The sequence below is a fragment of the Mycobacterium sp. NS-7484 genome, assembly GCF_001953975.1.
Lineage (GTDB): Bacteria > Actinomycetota > Actinomycetes > Mycobacteriales > Mycobacteriaceae > Mycobacterium.
In genome coordinates this window covers 46,252-65,088 of sequence record NZ_MBEJ01000130.1, presented here as the reverse complement: position 1 = coordinate 65,088, position 18,837 = coordinate 46,252, and the positions used below count along the sequence as shown (strand labels likewise).

General features: G+C 68.2%; 17 protein-coding genes. 11 read left to right on the top strand and 6 right to left on the bottom strand.

The features are described from left to right. The first annotated feature begins 35 nt into the window (after positions 1-35). Genes A5733_RS24560 through A5733_RS24550 form a run of 3 tightly spaced genes read left to right on the top strand, consistent with a single transcriptional unit; the run spans position 36 to position 3,637 of the window. Positions 36-1,130: an adenylate/guanylate cyclase domain-containing protein gene (locus A5733_RS24560; RefSeq protein ID WP_142254192.1), complete on the top strand. Its 1,095-nt coding sequence runs from the start codon at positions 36-38 to the stop codon at positions 1,128-1,130. 30 nt (positions 1,131-1,160) lie between these two features. After that, the gene (locus tag A5733_RS24555) at positions 1,161-2,669 is read left to right on the top strand and encodes a leucyl aminopeptidase (protein WP_067774283.1); all 1,509 of its coding nucleotides are present in this window, start codon (positions 1,161-1,163) and stop codon (positions 2,667-2,669) included. A gap of 53 nt (positions 2,670-2,722) precedes the next feature. Beyond that, positions 2,723-3,637, top strand: coding sequence for a lytic transglycosylase domain-containing protein (locus A5733_RS24550; RefSeq protein ID WP_067774434.1), 915 nt, complete (start codon positions 2,723-2,725; stop codon positions 3,635-3,637). 3 nt (positions 3,638-3,640) lie between these two features. Here the strand turns inward: A5733_RS24550 and A5733_RS24545 are convergent, their stop codons facing one another. Further along, positions 3,641-5,377, bottom strand: a complete 1,737-nt coding sequence (locus A5733_RS24545; RefSeq protein ID WP_067774432.1) for an SDR family oxidoreductase — start codon at positions 5,375-5,377, stop codon at positions 3,641-3,643. Between the two features lie 67 nt (positions 5,378-5,444). Beyond that, on the bottom strand, positions 5,445-5,798 hold the full coding sequence (locus tag A5733_RS24540) for an oxidoreductase (RefSeq protein ID WP_067774280.1): 354 nt from the start codon (positions 5,796-5,798) through the stop codon (positions 5,445-5,447). Positions 5,799-6,012: 214 nt separating this feature from the next. On the opposite strand from A5733_RS24540, the gene sucB reads away from it, so the two are divergent. Genes sucB through A5733_RS24515 form a run of 5 tightly spaced genes read left to right on the top strand, consistent with a single transcriptional unit; the run spans position 6,013 to position 11,099 of the window. After that, positions 6,013-7,746: a 2-oxoglutarate dehydrogenase, E2 component, dihydrolipoamide succinyltransferase gene (gene sucB / locus A5733_RS24535; RefSeq protein WP_076241977.1), complete on the top strand. Its 1,734-nt coding sequence runs from the start codon at positions 6,013-6,015 to the stop codon at positions 7,744-7,746. 25 nt (positions 7,747-7,771) lie between these two features. Then, positions 7,772-8,680 (top strand): TIGR01777 family oxidoreductase, encoded by a 909-nt coding sequence (locus A5733_RS24530; protein ID WP_076241976.1) that lies wholly within the window; start codon positions 7,772-7,774, stop codon positions 8,678-8,680. After that, entirely contained in the window at positions 8,677-9,393 is a 717-nt protein-coding gene (gene lipB / locus A5733_RS24525; protein WP_198938924.1) for a lipoyl(octanoyl) transferase LipB, read from the top strand. The genes A5733_RS24530 and lipB overlap by 4 nt, the downstream gene beginning before the upstream one ends. 4 nt (positions 9,394-9,397) lie before the next feature. Continuing rightward, positions 9,398-10,342: a lipoyl synthase gene (gene lipA, locus A5733_RS24520; protein WP_067774272.1), complete on the top strand. Its 945-nt coding sequence runs from the start codon at positions 9,398-9,400 to the stop codon at positions 10,340-10,342. 4 nt (positions 10,343-10,346) lie between these two features. Continuing rightward, positions 10,347-11,099: a DUF4191 domain-containing protein gene (locus tag A5733_RS24515; protein ID WP_076241975.1), complete on the top strand. Its 753-nt coding sequence runs from the start codon at positions 10,347-10,349 to the stop codon at positions 11,097-11,099. A gap of 79 nt (positions 11,100-11,178) precedes the next feature. Here the strand turns inward: A5733_RS24515 and A5733_RS24510 are convergent, their stop codons facing one another. Continuing rightward, positions 11,179-11,664 carry an RDD family protein gene (locus tag A5733_RS24510; RefSeq protein WP_197508369.1) on the bottom strand — a complete coding sequence of 162 codons (486 nt, stop codon included), beginning with the start codon at positions 11,662-11,664 and terminating at the stop codon, positions 11,179-11,181. Positions 11,665-11,820: 156 nt separating this feature from the next. Here A5733_RS24510 and glnA point away from each other — a divergent pair, with 156 nt between their 5' ends. From glnA to A5733_RS24495, 3 genes are all read left to right on the top strand, one after another. Beyond that, complete coding sequence (gene glnA / locus A5733_RS24505; protein ID WP_067774266.1) at positions 11,821-13,257, top strand: type I glutamate--ammonia ligase; 1,437 nt, start codon at positions 11,821-11,823, stop codon at positions 13,255-13,257. A gap of 101 nt (positions 13,258-13,358) precedes the next feature. After that, positions 13,359-13,790: a D-aminoacyl-tRNA deacylase gene (gene dtd / locus A5733_RS24500; RefSeq protein ID WP_076241974.1), complete on the top strand. Its 432-nt coding sequence runs from the start codon at positions 13,359-13,361 to the stop codon at positions 13,788-13,790. Between the two features lie 32 nt (positions 13,791-13,822). Further along, a complete protein-coding gene (locus A5733_RS24495; protein ID WP_067774414.1) occupies positions 13,823-14,233 on the top strand; it encodes a DoxX family protein in 411 nt (136 codons plus the stop codon). Here the strand turns inward: A5733_RS24495 and A5733_RS24490 are convergent. The 3 genes from A5733_RS24490 to A5733_RS24480 form a co-directional block, all read right to left on the bottom strand. Beyond that, positions 14,230-15,087, bottom strand: coding sequence for a TIGR03619 family F420-dependent LLM class oxidoreductase (locus A5733_RS24490; RefSeq protein ID WP_076241973.1), 858 nt, complete (start codon positions 15,085-15,087; stop codon positions 14,230-14,232). The two genes, A5733_RS24495 and A5733_RS24490, sit on opposite strands and share 4 nt — an antisense overlap. Then, positions 15,084-15,713 (bottom strand): PaaI family thioesterase, encoded by a 630-nt coding sequence (locus A5733_RS24485; RefSeq protein ID WP_076241972.1) that lies wholly within the window; start codon positions 15,711-15,713, stop codon positions 15,084-15,086. Before A5733_RS24485 ends, A5733_RS24490 begins: the two co-directional genes overlap by 4 nt. A gap of 90 nt (positions 15,714-15,803) precedes the next feature. Then, a complete protein-coding gene (locus tag A5733_RS24480; protein WP_142254191.1) occupies positions 15,804-18,818 on the bottom strand; it encodes a bifunctional [glutamine synthetase] adenylyltransferase/[glutamine synthetase]-adenylyl-L-tyrosine phosphorylase in 3,015 nt (1,004 codons plus the stop codon). Between the last annotated feature and the right edge of the window lie 19 nt (positions 18,819-18,837).

Sequence of the window (18,837 nt, the reverse complement as noted above, 5' to 3'; positions counted from 1 at the left end):
GGCCGGACCGGGCCGTCGGACTGCACACTTGTCTGGTGGTCGATTTCGATGCCCTTGAGGCCGCCGGGATCGCCGGCGCCCGGGCGCGGGCCGGCCTGATCGAGTATCTGGACGGGCTCGGTTTCACCGCGGAGGAGATGGTGGAGGCCGAGAAGCGCGGCCGGCTGTTCGGGCTGGCCGGAGACACGCTGCAGCGGTCCGGCCCGCCGGCCTACAGCCTGCGGACGGCTGCCGACGCGCTAAGGCTGCCGCTGGACGACGTCACGCACTTCTGGTCAGTGCTCGGGCTCACGGCCGCCGATCCCGATCAGCGGACGCTGAGCGAGGCGGACGTCGAGGCGCTGGCGACGTGCGCCGCGATGAGGGACGGACTGGGCGACGACGCGGCAGCCGGCCTGCTGCGGGTGGTCGGTGCGGCCATGGCCCGACTGGCCGAGGCCGAATCCGCGGTAGTTCGCACCGGCCGGCCCGATCTCTGGATCACCCACAGCCACGACGAGCTCACCACGGCGCGGACCTACCACGCGGTCGCCCAGCTAATCCCCCGCATCGGCACGATGATCGACGCGGTGCACCGGCACCATCTGTCCGGCGCGCGAACATACTTCGAGGGTGTCCAGCCTGACCCGTCGGCCACCGTCGTGTGCGGTGTCGGATTCGTCGACCTGTCCGGTTTCACCGCACTGACCCAGCTGCTGACGCCCGCCGAGTTGTCGATGCTGCTCAGCGAGTTCAGCGCCACCGTCACCGACGTCGTCCAGACCGACGGCGGCCGGGTGGTGAAGTTCATCGGCGACGCGGTGATGTGGGTCAGCGCCACCCCGCAATTGCTGGCCCAGGCCGCGGCCGACCTGATCAACCATCCCCGTGCCCGCGAGAGCGGGATGGGTGTGCGCGCGGGCCTGGCGTTCGGCGCGATGCTGGCAATCAACGGGGACTACTTCGGCAGCCCGGTCAACCTGTCCGCACGGCTGGTCGCCGCGGCCCGGCCGGGCCAGATCCTGGCTGACGCCGGATTGCGCGACGAGCTGCCCGACTGGCCGGCCGTCGAGCAGGACCCGTTGACGCTCAAGGGTTTCAATGCACCGGTCCTGGCCTACGATCTACAGCGGGCGCCGCCTACCGCATGAGCCGCGGTTGGCGTGGCTAGGCTGAGGCCTGTGAGTCCTGCAGATCCCGGTTACCAGACACCCACCGTCACCGTCAGCTCCTCGCTGCCCCGCGAGGGGGTGGCCGAGGCCGTCCTCGTCATCGGCGTCGTCAGTGACGAGGCGGGCCCGAAGATCCTGTCGCCACAGCCCTACCTCGACGACGAGGCGGTGGCGGCAGTCGAATCCGGCCTGCAGGCGCTGGGCGCCACCGGCGGTGAAGGCCAGACGCATCGGCTGGTCGTCGCCTCGCTTCCGGTGGCCAGCGTGCTCACCGTGGGTCTGGGCAAGCCGCGCGACGAGTGGCCCGCCGACGTGATCCGCCGGGCCGCCGGTACCGCCGCGCGCGCCCTCGACAAGGTCGCCACGGTGGTGACGTCGCTGTCGGCGATCGATCCCGAGGCCGCCGTCGAGGGCCTGATCCTGGGCGCCTACCGCTTCGACGACTTCCGCAGCGAAAAGACCGCGCCCAAGGATTCCGGCCAGACCGCCATCACCGCGCTGACGGCCGACGAGAATGCCGAGCAGTCCGTGCAGCGGGCAGTCGATGTGGCGTCGGCGGTCGCGACGGCCCGGGACTTCGTGAACACTCCCCCCAGCCATCTCTTCCCGGCTGAATTCGCCGATCGGGCAAAGGCTTTGGGTGAAGCGGCCGGTCTCGAGGTCGAGGTGCTCGATGACGAGGCCCTGGCCGAGGCCGGGTACGGCGGCATCGTCGGGGTGGGCAAGGGATCCTCCCGGCCGCCGCGCCTGGTCCGGTTGATCCATCGTGGCGGTGCGGGCACCAAGAGGGTCGCGCTCGTCGGCAAGGGCATCACGTTCGACACCGGCGGCATCTCGATCAAGCCGGCCGCCAACATGCACCACATGACGTCCGACATGGGCGGCGCGGCGGCGGTCATCGCGACCGTGGTGCTGGCCGCCAAGCAGAAGTTGCCGATCGAGGTGATCGCGACCGTGCCGATGGCCGAGAACATGCCGTCGTCGACCGCGCAGCGTCCCGGCGATGTGCTGACCCAGTACGGCGGGATCACGGTCGAGGTGCTCAACACCGACGCCGAGGGCCGGCTGATCCTGGCCGACGCGATCGTGCGGGCCTGCGAGGACGACCCGGACTACCTGATCGAGACCTCGACGCTGACGGGCGCGCAGACAGTCGCGCTGGGTGCCCGCACGCCCGGGGTGATGGGCAGCGACGAGTTCCGCGACCGGGTCGCGACGCTGTCGCAGTCCGTGGGCGAAAACGGTTGGGCCATGCCACTTCCCGAGGAGCTCAAGGATGAGCTCAAGTCCACGGTGGCCGATTTGGCCAACGTCAGCGGATCCCGCTTCGCCGGGATGCTGGTGGCGGGCACCTACCTGCGTGAGTTCGTCGCCGACGGGGTCCAGTGGGCGCACATCGACATCGCCGCACCGGCCTACAACACCGGCGGCCCGTGGGGTTACACCCCCAAGGGTGGCACCGGTGTGCCGACGCGGACGATGTTCGCCGTGTTGGAGGATATAGCCGCGAACGGCTGATTGAGCTTGAGCCGTGAACGGCTGATCCCATGCCCCCGCCGAATGTGAACACGATGGCGCGATATCTCGGCAATCTCGCCATCGTGTTCACGTTGGGCGTAGGTCTCGTCGGGTGCGCGGAATCGTCGGACACCGCAAGCCCCGCTTCCTCGAGGGCACCGTCGCCGACGACCACCACGCAGCCCTCCCCCGGCGGCGCGCAGCCGCGGCTCGCGACAGACCCGGCGCAACTGGCGGACGATCTGGTATCCGACGAGCGGGCCCTGCGCAATCGGTCGACGCCGGAGCCTGCGCTCACCCAAGCTGCCCGGCGTCAGCAGGTGGCCTACCGGGCCATCGGCCGCCATCCTGAGTGGGACGGCATCATCCGGCCGCGTATCCCCGCCGATCTGATCGCGTTCTACGACCACAACGTCGACGCGCGGCGGCAGCTCGCCACGCTGGCCGAACCGCGAGACACGTTGCCCGCCTGGCGCATCGAACCGCCGCCGCCGGCCGAACTGCTGCTTGATTGTTACCGCGAGACCGAGGCAGCCTCCGGCGTGGGCTGGAACTACCTGGCCGCGATCAACCTGATCGAAACGCATTTCGGCAGCGTGCGAGGAACCAGCCTCGCCGGGGCGCAGGGGCCGATGCAATTCATGCCCTCCACGTTCGCGGCCTACGGCGCGGGCGGCGACATCAACGCGCCCCGCGACAGCATCCTGGCGGCCGGTCGTTACCTGGCCGCCAACGGATTTGCCAACGATCCGGACCATGCCCTGTTCCGGTACAACAACGCCGACGCGTACGTGCGTGCGGTCCACGCCTACGCCGCGGCGCTCGCAGCCGATCCGGCGGCGTTCGGCGCGTTCTACCGTTGGGACGTCTACTACGTGACCACTGCCGGCGACGTCCTGCTGCCGATCGGGTATGCGACCGAATCACCCATTCCGGTAGGCGAATACCTCGCCACCCATCCGCAGTAGCGGCTAGAGCGACCCGGACCGCGCCACCCGGCGCAGTGCCGAGGGCACGAGCCGCGCCAGCCCATAGGCCGCATAGGCCTCGGGGGTGACGGGGCGGATCGCCTGATCCTTGACGACGGCGGCGACGATGGCCTTGGCCACCTTCTCCGGACCGTAGCGCCGCGCGGCGAAGGCCTTCTTGGTCCTGGCCCGCAACTGGTCGATCTGGCCCTGCTGCTCGGCCGGGACGTCGAAGCGGGTGGTGTCGATAATGTTCGTGTCGACGACGCCCGGGCAGATCGTGGTCAAACCGATTCCGGCCGAATCCAATTCGGCACGCAGGCAGTCCGAGAACATGAACACCGCCGCCTTGCTGGTGGCGTAGGCGTTCATCGACGCCGACGGTGAATAGGCGGCCATCGACGCCACGTTGACGATGTGGCCGCCGGTGCCGCGCTCGACGAGACGCCGGGCGAAAGACCGGCAGCAGTTCACCACACCGCCGAAGTTCACCTCCAGCACGCGGTCGTACTGATCGGCGGGGGTGTCGAGGAATTTTCCCCCATGGCCGATGCCGGCGTTGTTGACCACCACGTCGGGCACGCCGTGGGTGATGCAGACCTGTTCGACGAAGGCCTCGACCGCCTCGGCGTCGGCCACGTCGAGCTGGTAGGCGTGTGCCACGCCGCCGGCCGCGATGATCTCGTCAACTGTGGCCGCTGCGGCATCTTTGTCGATGTCGCTGACCACCAGTTCGGCACCCTGGGCCGCGAACGCCAGCGCGGTGGCCCGGCCGATGCCGCTGCCCGCCCCGGTCACGGAAACCAGTGTGTCGCCGAAGGGTTCGCGGGCCCGCCCGATCTGTGCGCGGCGCAATGCGCGGGCCGCCGGGGCCCCCTCGATGTGGTCGATCAGCTCGGCCGTCGCGTTGGCGATGGCACGCCAATGCGAGAACGGTGCCCAGTGACCGGCTTTGAGGTCGCGGCGCCACAGCAGCGGCACCCAGGTGGATTCCTCGTCGTAGCCGTGGCCTCGCACCACCGGGTCGTGGTCGTTGCAGATCAACTGCACCGGCACTGTCACGTAGTGATCTTTGCGCAGCGTGGTGAACGATCGGATTGCGTTGGCGGGGTAGATCTTCAGCGAGTTCGCCGCATCGGTGTCGAGTGTCTCGGACTGGTACTTGGGGCCGGGGGTGTCGATGGCCTGCAGTCGACGCGCAGCCCCACGGCGCATCAGAGCCGGCGCGATCACCGGCACCGAGAACGGGATCCAGTAGCTGAACCGCGAGGCCAGATCCAGCGCCCTGGCGAACTGGATGGGCCGGTACGGCCGGGCCAACCGACGGCGCACGAACGACCCGTAATGGTCGGTGCTGGGACCCGACACCGAGGTGAAGGACGCCACCCGCTCGGCAGCACCCGGGCGGCTGAGGTACTCCCATGCCCCCACCGATCCCCAGTCGTGCGCCAGCAGGTGGACCGGACGGTCGGGGCTGACCGCGTCGATGACCGCGGACAGGTCATCGGCGAAGCGGTCCATGCGATAGGCGGCGACGCGTTTGGGTACATCCGAGGCGCCGGCACCGCGGTTGTCGTAACGGACGATGCGGTAGCGGTCGCCCAGTTCGCCCGTCACCCCGTTCCACAACACGTGCGAGTCGGGCCATCCGTGGGCCATCACCAACGTGGGGCGCTCCCGATCCCCTTGTTCGTAAACCGCGATACGGGTCCCGTCCGAGCTGACGACGAAGCGCTGCATGTCCACCCCTCCACGAGGTAACTGTGACTAACAGTATCCAATACCTCAGGTATCGGCTGTCTTGACTCTAACGGTCGTCGAGCTCCTGCCGCAGCGCGCGTTGCCGTTCGATGCGTCGCCGCGCGTCGTAGTCGCGCATGCGTTGGGGATAACCGACCTTCTGCACGTCGTAGACCGGGATCTGCAGCCGGTCACTGAGGCGACGCGCGCCGGCCTCACCTCCGGCGCGGCGCCGGGTCCACTCCCCGTCGGCGGCGACGAGGACGACGGTCACCTCGGTGACGGTGGTCCGGGGCTCGACGAATGCCTCGACGCCGACGTGATCGGCCACCCACTGCTGCAGATATCGCAGATCCTCAGCCCGATCTCCGCCGGATCGGCGCGCCGGGCGACCGCGGCGAAACGCGTCGAACAGCCCCAACGCAACACTCTCCTCAATTCTGCGGAAGTTCGGCGAACTGCCCTGCACACCTACATCCGATAGTGCCAGAGCTCGCGGTAACCCTGAGTGCGTGCGAATGGTGCTGCAGTGACAGGATGGTTCCGACAATCCAGTTAGGTGCCGCACCCAGTGCACCCAGCTGTGGTAAGCCAGAGTTCGAGTCGTCACATGACCGTCTGAGGAGTCAATACACATGGCCATCTCCGTCCAGATGCCCGCGCTAGGTGAGAGCGTCACTGAAGGGACCGTCACCCGTTGGCTTAAACAGGAGGGCGACACCGTCGAACTCGACGAGCCGCTGCTGGAGGTGTCCACGGACAAGGTCGACACCGAGATCCCGTCCCCGGCCGCCGGCGTCTTGACCAAGATCGTCGCCCAGGAGGACGACACCGTCGAGATCGGCGGGGAGCTCGCAGTCATCGGCGAGGCCGGCGAATCGTCGGGGGCGTCGGCGTCCGCAGAGCCGGAATCCAAGCCCGAGCCCGAGCCCGAACCGCAGGCCACCCAGCCGTCGGCCGCTCCGTCCGAGTCCCCCGCGCCGGAGCCTGCCGCCCCGGCCAAGCCGGCCGCGTCGGGATCGGCCACCACGGTCACCATGCCCGAGTTGGGCGAGTCGGTCACCGAGGGCACCGTCACCCGGTGGCTCAAGAAGGTCGGTGACTCCGTCGGCGTGGACGAGCCGCTGGTGGAGGTGTCCACCGACAAGGTCGACACCGAGATTCCGTCCCCGGTTGCCGGCACCCTGCTGGAGATCACCGCCGAAGAGGACGACACCGTCGCCGTCGGTGGCGAGCTCGCCAAGATCGGGGAGGCCGGTGCGGCCCAGGAGCCGGCTCCCGAGCCCAAGCCCGAACCGAAATCCGAGCCGAAGCCGGAACCCAAGCCCGAACCGAAGCCGGAGCCGAAGCCCGAGCCCAAGCCGGAGCCCAAGGCCGAGCCCAAGCCCGAACCCAAGGCCGAGCCCGCCGCAGCCGGTGACGGCTCGCCGTATGTCACGCCGCTGGTGCGGAAGTTGGCCTCGGAGAACGGCGTCGACCTCGCCCAGGTGAAGGGCACCGGCGTCGGTGGTCGTATCCGCAAGCAGGATGTGCTGGCCGCCGCGGAAGCGAAGAAGGCTCCCCCGGCCGCGTCGGCGCCCGCCGCTGCGGCCCCTGCCGCCGCCGCACCCGCGGCCTCGGCCACGCCGGCCCCGGCGCTGGCGCATCTGCGCGGAACCACGCAGAAGGCCAACCGAATTCGCCAGATCACGGCCAAGAAGACGCGCGAATCCCTGCAGGCGACGGCGCAGCTGACGCAGACCCACGAGGTCGACATGACCAAGATCGTGGCGTTGCGTGCCCGGGCGAAGGCCGACTTCGCCGAGCGCGAGGGGGTCAACCTCACGTATCTGCCGTTCATCGCCCGCGCCGTCATCGATGCGCTCAAGGCGCACCCGAACGTCAACGCCAGCTACAACGAGGACACCAAGGAGATCACCTACTACGACGCCGAGCACCTCGGCTTCGCGGTCGACACCGAACAGGGTCTGCTCTCCCCGGTGATCCACAACGCCGGTGACCTGTCGCTGGGCGGGCTGGCGCGCGCCATCTCCGACATCGCGGCCCGTGCCCGGTCGGGCAACCTCAAGCCCGACGAGCTGGCCGGTGGCACGTTCACGATCACCAACATCGGCAGCCAGGGTGCGCTGTTCGACACGCCCATCCTGGTGCCGCCGCAGGCGGCGATGCTGGGCACCGGCGCGATCGTCAAGCGCCCGCGGGTGATCTCCGATGAGTACGGCAACGAGTCGATCGGTGTGCGGTCGGTGTGCTACCTGCCGCTGACCTACGACCACCGACTGATCGACGGCGCCGACGCCGGCCGATTCGTGACCACCATCAAGCGCCGGCTCGAAGAAGGTGCATTCGAGGCCGACCTCGGGCTGTAAGGGCCGTTAGGAGGGGCTCCCCACTGTGGCGGACGCCGTCATCGCGATAGCGGGATCGTCCGGTCTGATCGGTTCGGCGCTGGTTGCCGCACTGCGCGCCGCCGATCACCGGGTTCTCCGAATCGTTCGCCGGGCACCGTCGAACGGCGACGAGTTGTTCTGGAACCCCGATACCGGAGAGTTCGATGCCGACGCCATCCGCGGCGTGCACGCGGTGGTGAACCTCTGCGGCGTCGGGGTCGGCGACAAGCGGTGGTCGGGCGCGTTCAAACAGAGCCTGCGCGACAGCCGCATCGGGCCCACCGAGGTGCTCGCCGGCGCCGTCGCCGACGCCGGGGTACCGGTCCTGGTCAACGCCAGTGCCGTCGGCTACTACGGCGATACCCGCGGTCGGGTGACCGACGAGACCGCACCCGAGGGACAAGGTTTCCTGGCCCGGCTGTGCGCGGACTGGGAGGCGGCCACCGCTGGGGCCGTGGCCGCCGGCGCCCGGGTGGTGCTGCTGCGCACCGGTCTGGTGATGTCGCCCTCCGGCGGCATGGTGAGCCGCCTCAAGCCGCTGTTCTCGCTGGGCCTGGGCGCGCGGTTGGGCAACGGCCGGCAGTACGTTCCGTGGATCAGTCTGGAGGACGAGGTCCGTGCCGTGCTGTTTGCGATCTCGAACGAAAGTCTCTCGGGCCCGGTCAATCTCACCGGCCCCGCGCCGGTCACCAACGCCGAGTTCACCGCGGCGCTGGGCCGGGCGGTCAACCGGCCCGCTCCGGCGATCGTGCCGGGTTTCGCCTTGCGTGCCCTGGTCGGCGAGATCGCCGATGAGGGCCTGCTGGTGGGCCAGCGGGCGATCCCGGCCGCATTGGAGCGCGCCGGTTTTACTTTCCACCACAACACCGTGGGTGAGGCGCTGGCGTACGCCACCGCACCCAAAGACGCATGACCCGGGTCGCCGCGCAGCGGGGGCGTACGGTCGAGCCTGTGACGTCCATCCGCTCAAGCGCCGGGCCGGTCGAGGTGCGGCGGATGGGCGTGATCAAATACCAGGACGCTTGGGCGCTGCAGCGTGAGATCGCCGACGCCAGAGTCGCCGGCGGGCCCGACACCCTGTTGCTGCTGCAACACCCCGCGGTGTACACCGCCGGCAAGCGCACCGAGCCGCACGAACGCCCGGTGGACGGCACACCCGTCGTCGACACCGACCGCGGCGGCAAGATCACCTGGCACGGTCCCGGCCAACTGGTGGGCTACCCCATCATCGGGCTGACCGAGCCGCTGGATGTGGTGAATTTCGTTCGGCGCCTTGAGGAAGCACTCATCCGGGTATGCGCAGACCTCGGTCTGAAGACCGGCCGGGTCGAGGGACGCTCCGGGGTCTGGGTGCCAGGCGATGAACTGCAGCCGGCCCGCAAGGTCGCCGCGATCGGTATCCGGGTATCCCGCGCCACGACTCTGCACGGCTTCGCACTGAACTGTGATTGCGACCTGTCCGCGTACTCCTCGATCGTGCCGTGCGGCATCGCCGATGCGGGAGTCACGTCGCTGACGGCCGAGTTGGGCCGTCACATCACGGTCGAGAACGTCACCGATCGCGTCGCCGCCGCGGTGTGTGACGCGCTCGACGGCCGTCTCGAAGTTGCCCTGAACGTAGGATGAATCTGTGAGTGTCGTTCCAGAAGGTCGAAAGCTGCTGCGTCTGGAAGTGCGGAACGCGCAGACGCCCATCGAACGCAAGCCACCGTGGATCAAGACGCGGGCCAAGATGGGGCCCGAGTACACCGAGCTGAAGGGTCTGGTGCGACGCGAAGGCCTGCACACGGTGTGCGAGGAGGCCGGCTGCCCCAACATCTTCGAATGCTGGGAGGACCGGGAGGCGACGTTCCTGATCGGTGGCGAGCAGTGCACCCGCCGCTGCGACTTCTGCCAAATCGACACCGGCAAGCCGGCCGAGCTGGACCGTGACGAACCGCGCCGGGTGGCCGAGAGCGTGCAGGCGATGGGCTTGCGTTACTCCACCGTCACCGGGGTGGCCCGCGACGACCTGCCCGACGGCGGAGCCTGGCTGTATGCCGAGACCGTGCGCTACATCAAGCGGCTCAACCCGAACACCGGCGTGGAGCTGCTGGCGCCGGACTTCAACGGCAACCCCGACCAGCTCGAGGAAGTGTTCGAGTCACGCCCGGAGGTGTTCGCGCACAACGTCGAAACGGTGCCGCGCATATTCAAGCGCATTCGTCCGGCCTTCCGTTACGAGCGCAGCCTGGACGTCATCACCGCGGCCCGCAACTTCGGCCTGGTCACCAAGTCGAACCTGATCCTCGGCATGGGCGAGACCATCGACGAGGTGCAGACGGCATTGCAGGACCTCCACGAGGCCGGCTGCGACATCGTCACCATCACCCAATACCTGCGGCCGTCACCGCGGCATCACCCGGTCGAACGCTGGGTGCATCCCGACGAGTTCGTGGAGTTGTCGAGCTACGCCGAGGGCCTGGGATTCGCCGGCGTCCTGGCCGGACCGCTGGTGCGTTCGTCGTACCGTGCGGGCCGGCTCTATGCGCAGGCCGCACGGGTTCGGTTCGCGGATCGTCCCCCCGTATCCTGAAGTAATGGCGAAAACCCGCACTGCCGCAGAAACGAAAGCGGCAAAGGCCGAGGCGAAGGCTGCCCGTAAGGCGGCCTCCAAGCAGCGGCGTAGTCAACTGTGGCAGGCATTCCAGATGCAGCGCAAAGAGGACAAGCGCCTGTTGCCGTACATGGTCAGCGCCTTCGTGCTGATCGTGGCTGCCGCGGTGGTCGCCGGTGTACTCATCGGTGGGTTCACCATGTACACCCTGATCCCCCTCGGTGTGGTGTTGGGCGCGCTGGTGGCGTTCATCATCTTCGGCCGCCGGGCCCAGAAGTCGGTGTACGCCAAGGCCGAAGGCCAGACCGGCGCGGCCGCCTGGGCACTGGACAACCTGCGCGGCAAGTGGCGTGTCACGCCGGGCGTCGCGGCGACCGGGCACTTCGACGCCGTGCACCGGGTGATCGGCCGGCCCGGCGTGATCTTTGTCGGCGAGGGTTCGGCCAACCGGGTCAAACCTCTGCTGGCCCAGGAGAAGAAGCGCACCGCACGGCTGATCGGCGACATCCCGATCTACGACATCGTGGTCGGCAACGGCGAGGGCGAGGTCCCGCTGTCCAAGCTGGAGCGTCATCTGAACAAGCTGCCGGCGAACATCACGGTCAAGCAGATGGATTCCGTCGAGTCCCGGTTGGTGGCGCTCGGCACCAAGACCGGCCCCGCCGGGTTGCCCAAGGGCCCGATGCCCGCGGGCGCGAAGATGCGCGGTGTCCAGCGCACCGCGCGCCGGCGCTAGCCAGTTCTGCACCGCCGAGTGTGACGAAGATCGCGAGGATTCCGAAGAATCTCGCGATCTTCTTCACGTTCGGGTCGCGCTAGCGGCGCACCACGGCGGTGTGACTCGCCAGGTCGTGCAAGCCACGCAGATCGCGGTCGGAGACCAGCGGCGGGATCACCAGGGCGATCAACACCACCCGCAGGAATGCCCGCACGATGCCGATCCGGTCGCGGCCGTCAGCAGGCACCACCGCCAGCCCGACGGCGAGCTGCCCCGGCGTGAACGAGAACAGCCGCACCGCGATCGTGCCGATCACCATCCAGACCACCAGCACCGCCGTGGACAGCATGGGAAGCGATACCAGCCCCATCGCCATGGCCAACCCGGCCAGCCCGTAGGCCACCAGCCAGTCGATGCAGAGCGCGCCGACGCGCCGCCCCATCCGGGCCAGCGACCCGGACCCGGACTCGGGCAGGCCGAGCCGCTCACCGGGGTATTTACCGCGGCCGTCTGGTGCGTCATTCCCGTCGCCGGCGTCGAACGGACCGGGTCCGGATAGCCAAGTTCCCATGGTGCGGGCCATAGGGTCAGAATAGGCGTGACCGGTTACGTGCCCGTCGGTAGCTCATGTCACACATGAACGTCATTGCGTAACTTGCGCGCAACATATGGTTGACGACTGCGCAACATCGTGTCCTTAGCGTCAACCCGCGGGTTACCAGTAAAGGAGAACACTGAAGTGGCAGAAAAGACGTCCGACGACATCTTCAAGCTGATCAAGGACGAAAACGTCGAATACGTCGACATTCGCTTCTGCGATCTGCCCGGAGTCGTCCAGCACTTCTCGATCCCGGCAACGGCGTTCGACGAGAGCGTTTTCGAGGACGGCCTCGCGTTCGACGGCTCCTCGGTCCGCGGCTTCCAGTCGATCCACGAATCCGACATGATGCTGCTGCCGGACCCCGACACCGCGCGCATCGACCCGTTCCGCGCCGCCAAGACGCTGAACCTCAACTTCTTCGTGCACGACCCGTTCACCCGTGAGGCCTACTCGCGTGATCCGCGCAACGTGGCCCGCAAGGCGGAGAACTACCTGGCCAGCACCGGTATCGCGGACACCTGCTTCTTCGGGGCCGAGGCCGAGTTCTACATCTTCGACTCGGTGCAGTTCGACTCGAAGATCAACGGCACCTTCTACGAGGTCGACTCGGAGTCGGGCTGGTGGAACACCGGAGAGCCCTTCGAGGCCGACGGCAGCGCCAACCGTGGCTACAAGGTGCGCCCCAAGGGCGGCTACTTCCCGGTCGCGCCGTATGACCACTACGTCGACCTGCGCGACGAGATGGCGACCAACCTGATCAACGCGGGATTCACCCTCGAGCGCGGTCACCACGAGGTGGGCACCGCCGGTCAGGCCGAGATCAACTACAAGTTCAACACCCTGCTGCACGCGGCCGACGATGTGCTGCTGTTCAAGTACATCATCAAGAACACCGCCTGGCAGAACGGCAAGACCGTCACCTTCATGCCCAAGCCGCTGTTCGGCGACAACGGGTCGGGTATGCACGCCCACCAGTCGCTGTGGAAGGACGGCCAGCCGCTGTTCCACGACGAGTCCGGTTACGCCGGCCTGTCCGACATCGCGCGCCACTACATCGGCGGCATCCTGCACCACGCCCCGTCGCTGCTGGCGTTCACCAACCCCACGGTGAACTCCTACAAGCGTCTGGTGCCCGGCTACGAGGCGCCGATCAACCTGGTCTACAGCCAGCGCAACCGCTCGGCGTGTGTGCGTATCCCGATCACCGGCAACAACCCGAAGGCCAAGCGCCTGGAGTTCCGTTGCCCGGACAGCTCGGGTAACCCGTACCTGGCGTTCGCGGCCATGCTGATGGCCGGCATCGACGGCATCAAGAAGAAGATCGAGCCGCTGGCCCCGGTCGACAAGGACCTCTACGAGCTGCCGCCGGACGAGGCCGCCAACATCCCGCAGGCCCCGACCTCGCTGGCCGCCGTCATCGACAAGCTCGAAGAGGACCACGAGTACCTCACCGAGGGCGGCGTGTTCACCGAGGACCTGATCGAGACCTGGATCTCCTACAAGCGGGAGAACGAGATCATGCCGATCCAGATCCGGCCTCACCCGTACGAGTTCAGCCTGTACTACGACGTGTAAGTCAGGCACCTCGTAGCCCGAGCAGACGCAGATGTCCCCGCACGCCCGGCGTGTCGGGGACATCTGTGTCTGCTCGCCGGGTCGCACCGCACAATGGGCCAATGCGTGTTCTGGTGCAGCGGGTGTCCTCGGCAAGTGTCACTGTGGACGGCGAGGTGGTCGGGCGCATCGACCCCGACACCCAGGGGCTGCTGGCGCTGGTCGGCGTCACCCACGACGACGATGCGGCCAAGGCCCGCCGGATGGCCGAAAAGTTGTGGCAGTTAAGGATTCTCGATGGCGAGAAGTCTGCGTCGGACCTTGCCGCACAGATTCTGGTGATCAGTCAGTTCACGCTCTACGCCAACACCGAGAAGGGCAGGCGGCCGTCCTGGAACGCGGCGGCTCCGGGCTCGATCGCCGAACCACTGGTGGCCGAATTCGCCGCCGCCCTGAGCACGCTGGGCGCCACTGTGCAAACGGGAGTTTTCGGTGCGCACATGCAGGTGGAACTGGTCAATGACGGGCCGGTAACAGTGCTCCTCGAGCTGTGAGATTCCTGGCCGTCAACAAGTATCGTCACATCATGACGTCCAACCTCGACTCCCGGCTCGCCTCGTACGCGCCCGCCGCCATCGGGATCTTCCGCATCGTGTTCGGCCTGCTCTTCACGATCCATGGCACGTCGAAGCTCTTCGCCTGGCCCGTCGACATGGGGAGCGGCGCAGCCGCGGTCGGCTCCTGGCCGGTCTGGTATGCGGGCGTCCTCGAACTCGTCTTGGGCCTGCTGATCCTGATCGGCCTGTTCACTCGGATCGCGGCCTTCATCGCCGCCGGGCAGATGGCCGTGGCGTACTTCTGGCAGCACCAGCCCCAGGGGCTGTGGCCTTCGGAGAACGGCGGTGAGCTTGCGGTGCTGTACTGCTTCGGCTTCCTGCTGTTGGTCGCGATCGGCAGTGGGGCGTTCGCAGTGGATGCCGCGCGGAACAAGGCCTAATCCAACGCGAGATCCTTGCGGAAGCGCGTCATCCCGTCGATCTTCTCGGCCAGCGTGGCGTGCGGACCGGAGTAGAACATCCACGGCATGGTGATGACGCCGCGGATACCGCCGGCTTCCGCGCGCGCGTAATGCTCGGCGGTGAAGGCATCGGTCAATGGCGTGATGATGGTGAAATCGTCCATCGTCAAACCACTTTCGGTGCGAAGCCGACGGAGCTGCTCAACCCGCTGTAGTGCATCCTCAGTGGAGATCAGATCGCCGATCCAGCCATCGTGGCGCGCCGCGCGACGCAGTGCGATGTCGGACAATCCCCCGACGTAGATCGGGATCGGCGGCGGCGTGGGCTCCATTTCCAACCGCGGTGTCGAGTAGTATTCGCCGTCGAACTCCGTCCACCCCGGCGCCCACAGCTCTTTCATCAACTCGAGCATCTCGTCCGTGCGCTTGCCGCGTCGCGCGAACTGCTGGCCCAACAGGTCGAACTCATCCTCACACCAGCCGACGCCGACGCCCAGTTCCAGCCGCCCGCCGGCCAGATAGGCGGCGGTACCAATGGCTTTGGCCGCCGAGTACGGATCGCGCATCGCCGGCAGGTAGACCGTGGTGACGAACTTCAGCCGCGACGTGACGAGCGCCAACGCCCCGATCATCACCCACGGGTCCGGCCAGTCAGTGAACGCCTCCCAGCGCCGCTTGCCGTCCTTGGTGTAGGGATATGGGGTTCTCAGCGTCTCCAGATTCACCACGTGATCGGGGATGCCCATTCCGTCGTAGCCCAGATCGTCTGCGGCCCTGGCCACTTCGATGGCCTCACGGGTGTCCATGAAGGCCGTACTGACGTAGAACCTCACCCGGCGTTCCGGGCCCAGGCCGGGGTGATGAAGACGCCTTCGGCCTCGACCGTGATTCCGTCTGCGTCGCTGATATGGCCGCGCGCAAAGGTTTTGACGCCTTCGGTCCGGTCGATGTAGGCCTCGGCGCGCAACGGCCCCAAGGGCGTGCCGCGGCGGTACCGGCAGGTGATGGTGCCCGTGTAACGCGGTTCGTTCAGCCCGCCGCTGGCCACCTCGCCGAGAATGTGGTCGAGCACCAGAGCGCAGATGCCGCCGTGCACCCACCCCAACGGCCCCTCATAGGCCGCACCGAGCACGAATTCGCTCCAGCAGCTGCCGTCTTCGGCATGCTCGATCACCAGTGGCGGGGCCAGCGCGTTGCGCAGTCCGACAACCGGATTCGCCCACACCACCGGCCTGCCGGTGTCGGCGTGCACCACCGCCTGCGGACCGTCCCGCTGTTCGGCACGCAGGCTCGCCGCGATGGCCTCGACGGCGGCGGTGGCCTCGGCGATGGTCTGCGGGTCCACCTCGGTGCGCACGCCGGCGTCGACGAGCTCGCGCATCGCCCGGGCGAACGGCACGTAGACGGCCTCGAGTCGATCGTGCTCGGCGGCGGAGAGGACGTCGAACGTATGGTTCATAGACGTACTTACTATCAGGTGTTCCAGCGCGCCAACACTCACCCCCTCCGGCCCCCTGGGCGGCTCAGCCGCTCCGGCCCCTCTGGCGGCTCAGCCGCCGAAAATCTTGAGGACCACACCCTTCGCCCGCCGAGTCACCCTCAGGTAGTTGTCCAGGAACTCGCCGCCATCGTCGCTGCCCCACCCGGCCGCCAAGGCCACGGCGTTGAGCTGACGGCCCGGCCCGGGTAGCTGATCGGTCGGCTTGCCGCGCACCAGCACCAGCGCGTTGCGGGCGCGGGTGGCCGTCAACCAGGCGTCGCGCAGCAATTCCACGTCACTTTCGGCGACCAGCTCGGCCGCGCCGATGGCATCGAGGGTCTGCAAGGTCGAGGTGTTGTGCAGCGCCGGTACTTCGTGCGCGTGGCGCAGCTGCAACAACTGCACGGTCCATTCGATGTCGGCCAGCCCGCCGCGTCCCAACTTGGTGTGGGTGTTGGGATCCGCGCCGCGCGGCAGACGCTCGGCATCCACCCGCGCCTTGATCCGGCGGATCTCCTGCACCGCTTCCGCCGATACCCCGCCCGAGGGGTAACGGGTTTTGTCGGCGATGAGCAGGAAGCGCTCCCCGAGTTCCATGTCGCCCGCGACGCTGTGAGCCCGCAGCAGCGCCTGGATCTCCCACGGCTGCGCCCACTGCTCGTAGTAGGCCGCATATGAGGCCAGCGTGCGGACCAGGGGCCCGTTGCGCCCCTCGGGGCGTAACCCGGTGTCGACCTCCAGCGGCGGGTCGGCGCTCGGCGTGCCCAGCAGGGCCCTGACCTGTTCGGCGATGCTCACCGACCAGCGCACGGCAGCCGAGTCCTCCACACCGGGCTGCGGCTCGCAGACGAACATCACGTCAGCGTCCGAGCCGTAGCCCAGCTCCCCGCCACCGAGCCGGCCCATGCCGATCACCGCGATGCGGGCCGGCACACCGGATTGCGGGGTGTTGGCCCGGATCACGGCGTTCAGGGCGGCCTGCAGCACCGCCACCCACACCGCGGTCAGCGCCTTGCACACATCGGTGACGTCGAGTAATCCGAGCACGTCGGCCGAGGCGATGCGGGCGAGTTCCCGACGCCGCAGCGTGCGCGCCGCCGCGATGCCGCGCACCGGGTCGGAGTGCCGCCCGGCCGAGGCCACGAGTGCCCGCGCGACACTGTCGGGTTCGCCGTCGAGCAGTTTCGGTCCGTTGGGGCCGTCCGCGTAGAGCTGAATCACCTCGGGGGCCCGCATCAACAGCTCGGGGATGTAGGCCGAGGTACCCAGCACCCGCATCAGCCGCTTGGCCACCGCGCCTTCGTCGCGCAGGGTGGACAGATACCAGCGCTGCTCGGCCAGCTCCTCACTGATGCGGCGGTAGGCCAGCAGGCCGGCATCCGGATCGGGCGCATCCGACAGCCAGTCCAGCAGCGTCGGCAGCAGCACCTGTTGTACCCGGCCGCGGCGTCCGCTCTGCCCGGTGAGCGCGGCCAGGTGGGTCAGCGCGCTCTGCGGCCCTTCGTAACCCAGTGCGGCGAGCTGGCGTTCGGCGGCCTCGGTGCTCATCCCGGTGCCGATCCCCACCGCGGGCTGGCCCACCGATTCCAGCAGGGGCTGATAGAAGAGCTTGGCGTGCAAGCGTGACACCCGCATGCTCTGCCGCTTGAGCTCTTCGCGCAGCACGCCTTGGGCATCGTGGCGGCCGTCGGGCCGGACGTGCGCGGCCCGGGCCAGCCAGCGGTATGCCTCGTCATCGTTGTCGTCGGGCAGCATGTGGGTCCGCTTGAGCCGTTGCAGCTGCAGGCGGTGCTCGAGCAGACGCAGGAACTCGTAGGAGGCGGTCATGTTGGCGGCGTCGTCCCGCCCGACGTATCCGCCGTCGCCGAGAGCGGCCAACGCATCGACGGTGGAGGCCACATGCAGCGCGTCGTCGTTGCGACCGTGCACCAATTGCAGGAGCTGTACGGCGAATTCGACGTCCCGCAGGCCACCGGTGCCGAGTTTGAGTTCGCGGGCGCGCACCCCGGCGGGGACGAGTTCTTCGACGCGGCGACGCATCGCCTGGACCTCGGGCACGAAATCCTCGCGCTCGCAGGCGGTCCACACCATGGGCATCAAGGCGTCGATGTAGGCCTGGCCCAGCTCGGGATCGCCGGTAGCCGGTCGCGCTTTGAGCAGGGCCTGGAATTCCCAGGTCTTGGCCCACCGCTGGTAGTAGGCGACGTGGGAGTCGAGGGTCCGGACCAGTTGGCCGCGTTTGCCTTCCGGACGCAGCGCGGCGTCGACCTCGAAGAAGGCGTCGGCAGCGAAGCGCATCATCTCACCGGCGACGCGGGTGGCGGTGGCCAGGTTGTCCCCTGTCGAATCGTCGGCGTCATCGATCACGGGTTCCCCGACAAAGATGACGTCGACGTCGCTGACGTAATTCAGTTCGCGCGCACCGCATTTGCCCATCGCGATGACGGCCAGGCGAGGTTCGGGCCCGTCCCCGCACACGGCGCGGGTGGCCACCGTCAGCGCCGCACCCAGTGCGGCGTCGGCCAGGTCCGACAGGTGTGCGGCGACCTCGACGAACGGCAGCACCGGCTCGTTCTCGACGGTCGAGGCAACGTCGAGGGCGGCCAGCACCAGCAACCGGTCGCGGTACAGATCGCGCAGTGGGGGTACGGCAGTGCCTGTGCCCCGGTCGATTTCGACGTCGCGGGCCGCAGTGGTGAAGGTCTCGCGCAGCTCGCCGGCACCGGGCAGTGTCACCTCACCGGCCAGCAGCCGCCACGACTCGGGATGGGCCACCAGATGATCGCCCAGGGCCAGTGAGGATCCCAGGACGCCGAACAGCCGGCCACGCAGGGCGCGGTCCGTCAGCAGCGTCCGGTTGAGCTCATTCCAGTCCGCCTCGTCCAGCTCGTCGGCCAGGCGGACCATGGCCAGCAGCGCGATGTCGGCGTCTGGTGCGCGCGACAGGGACCACAGCAGCTCGACGTGCGCCTCGGTGTTCCAGCCGAGTCGATCAAGTTCGGCGGTGGCCTGCGGATGCACCAGCCCGAGCCGACCGACGCTGGGCAGTTTCGGGCGATCGGTCGCAGGTTTGGGCACGTTCACGACGGTAGCGCACGAACGG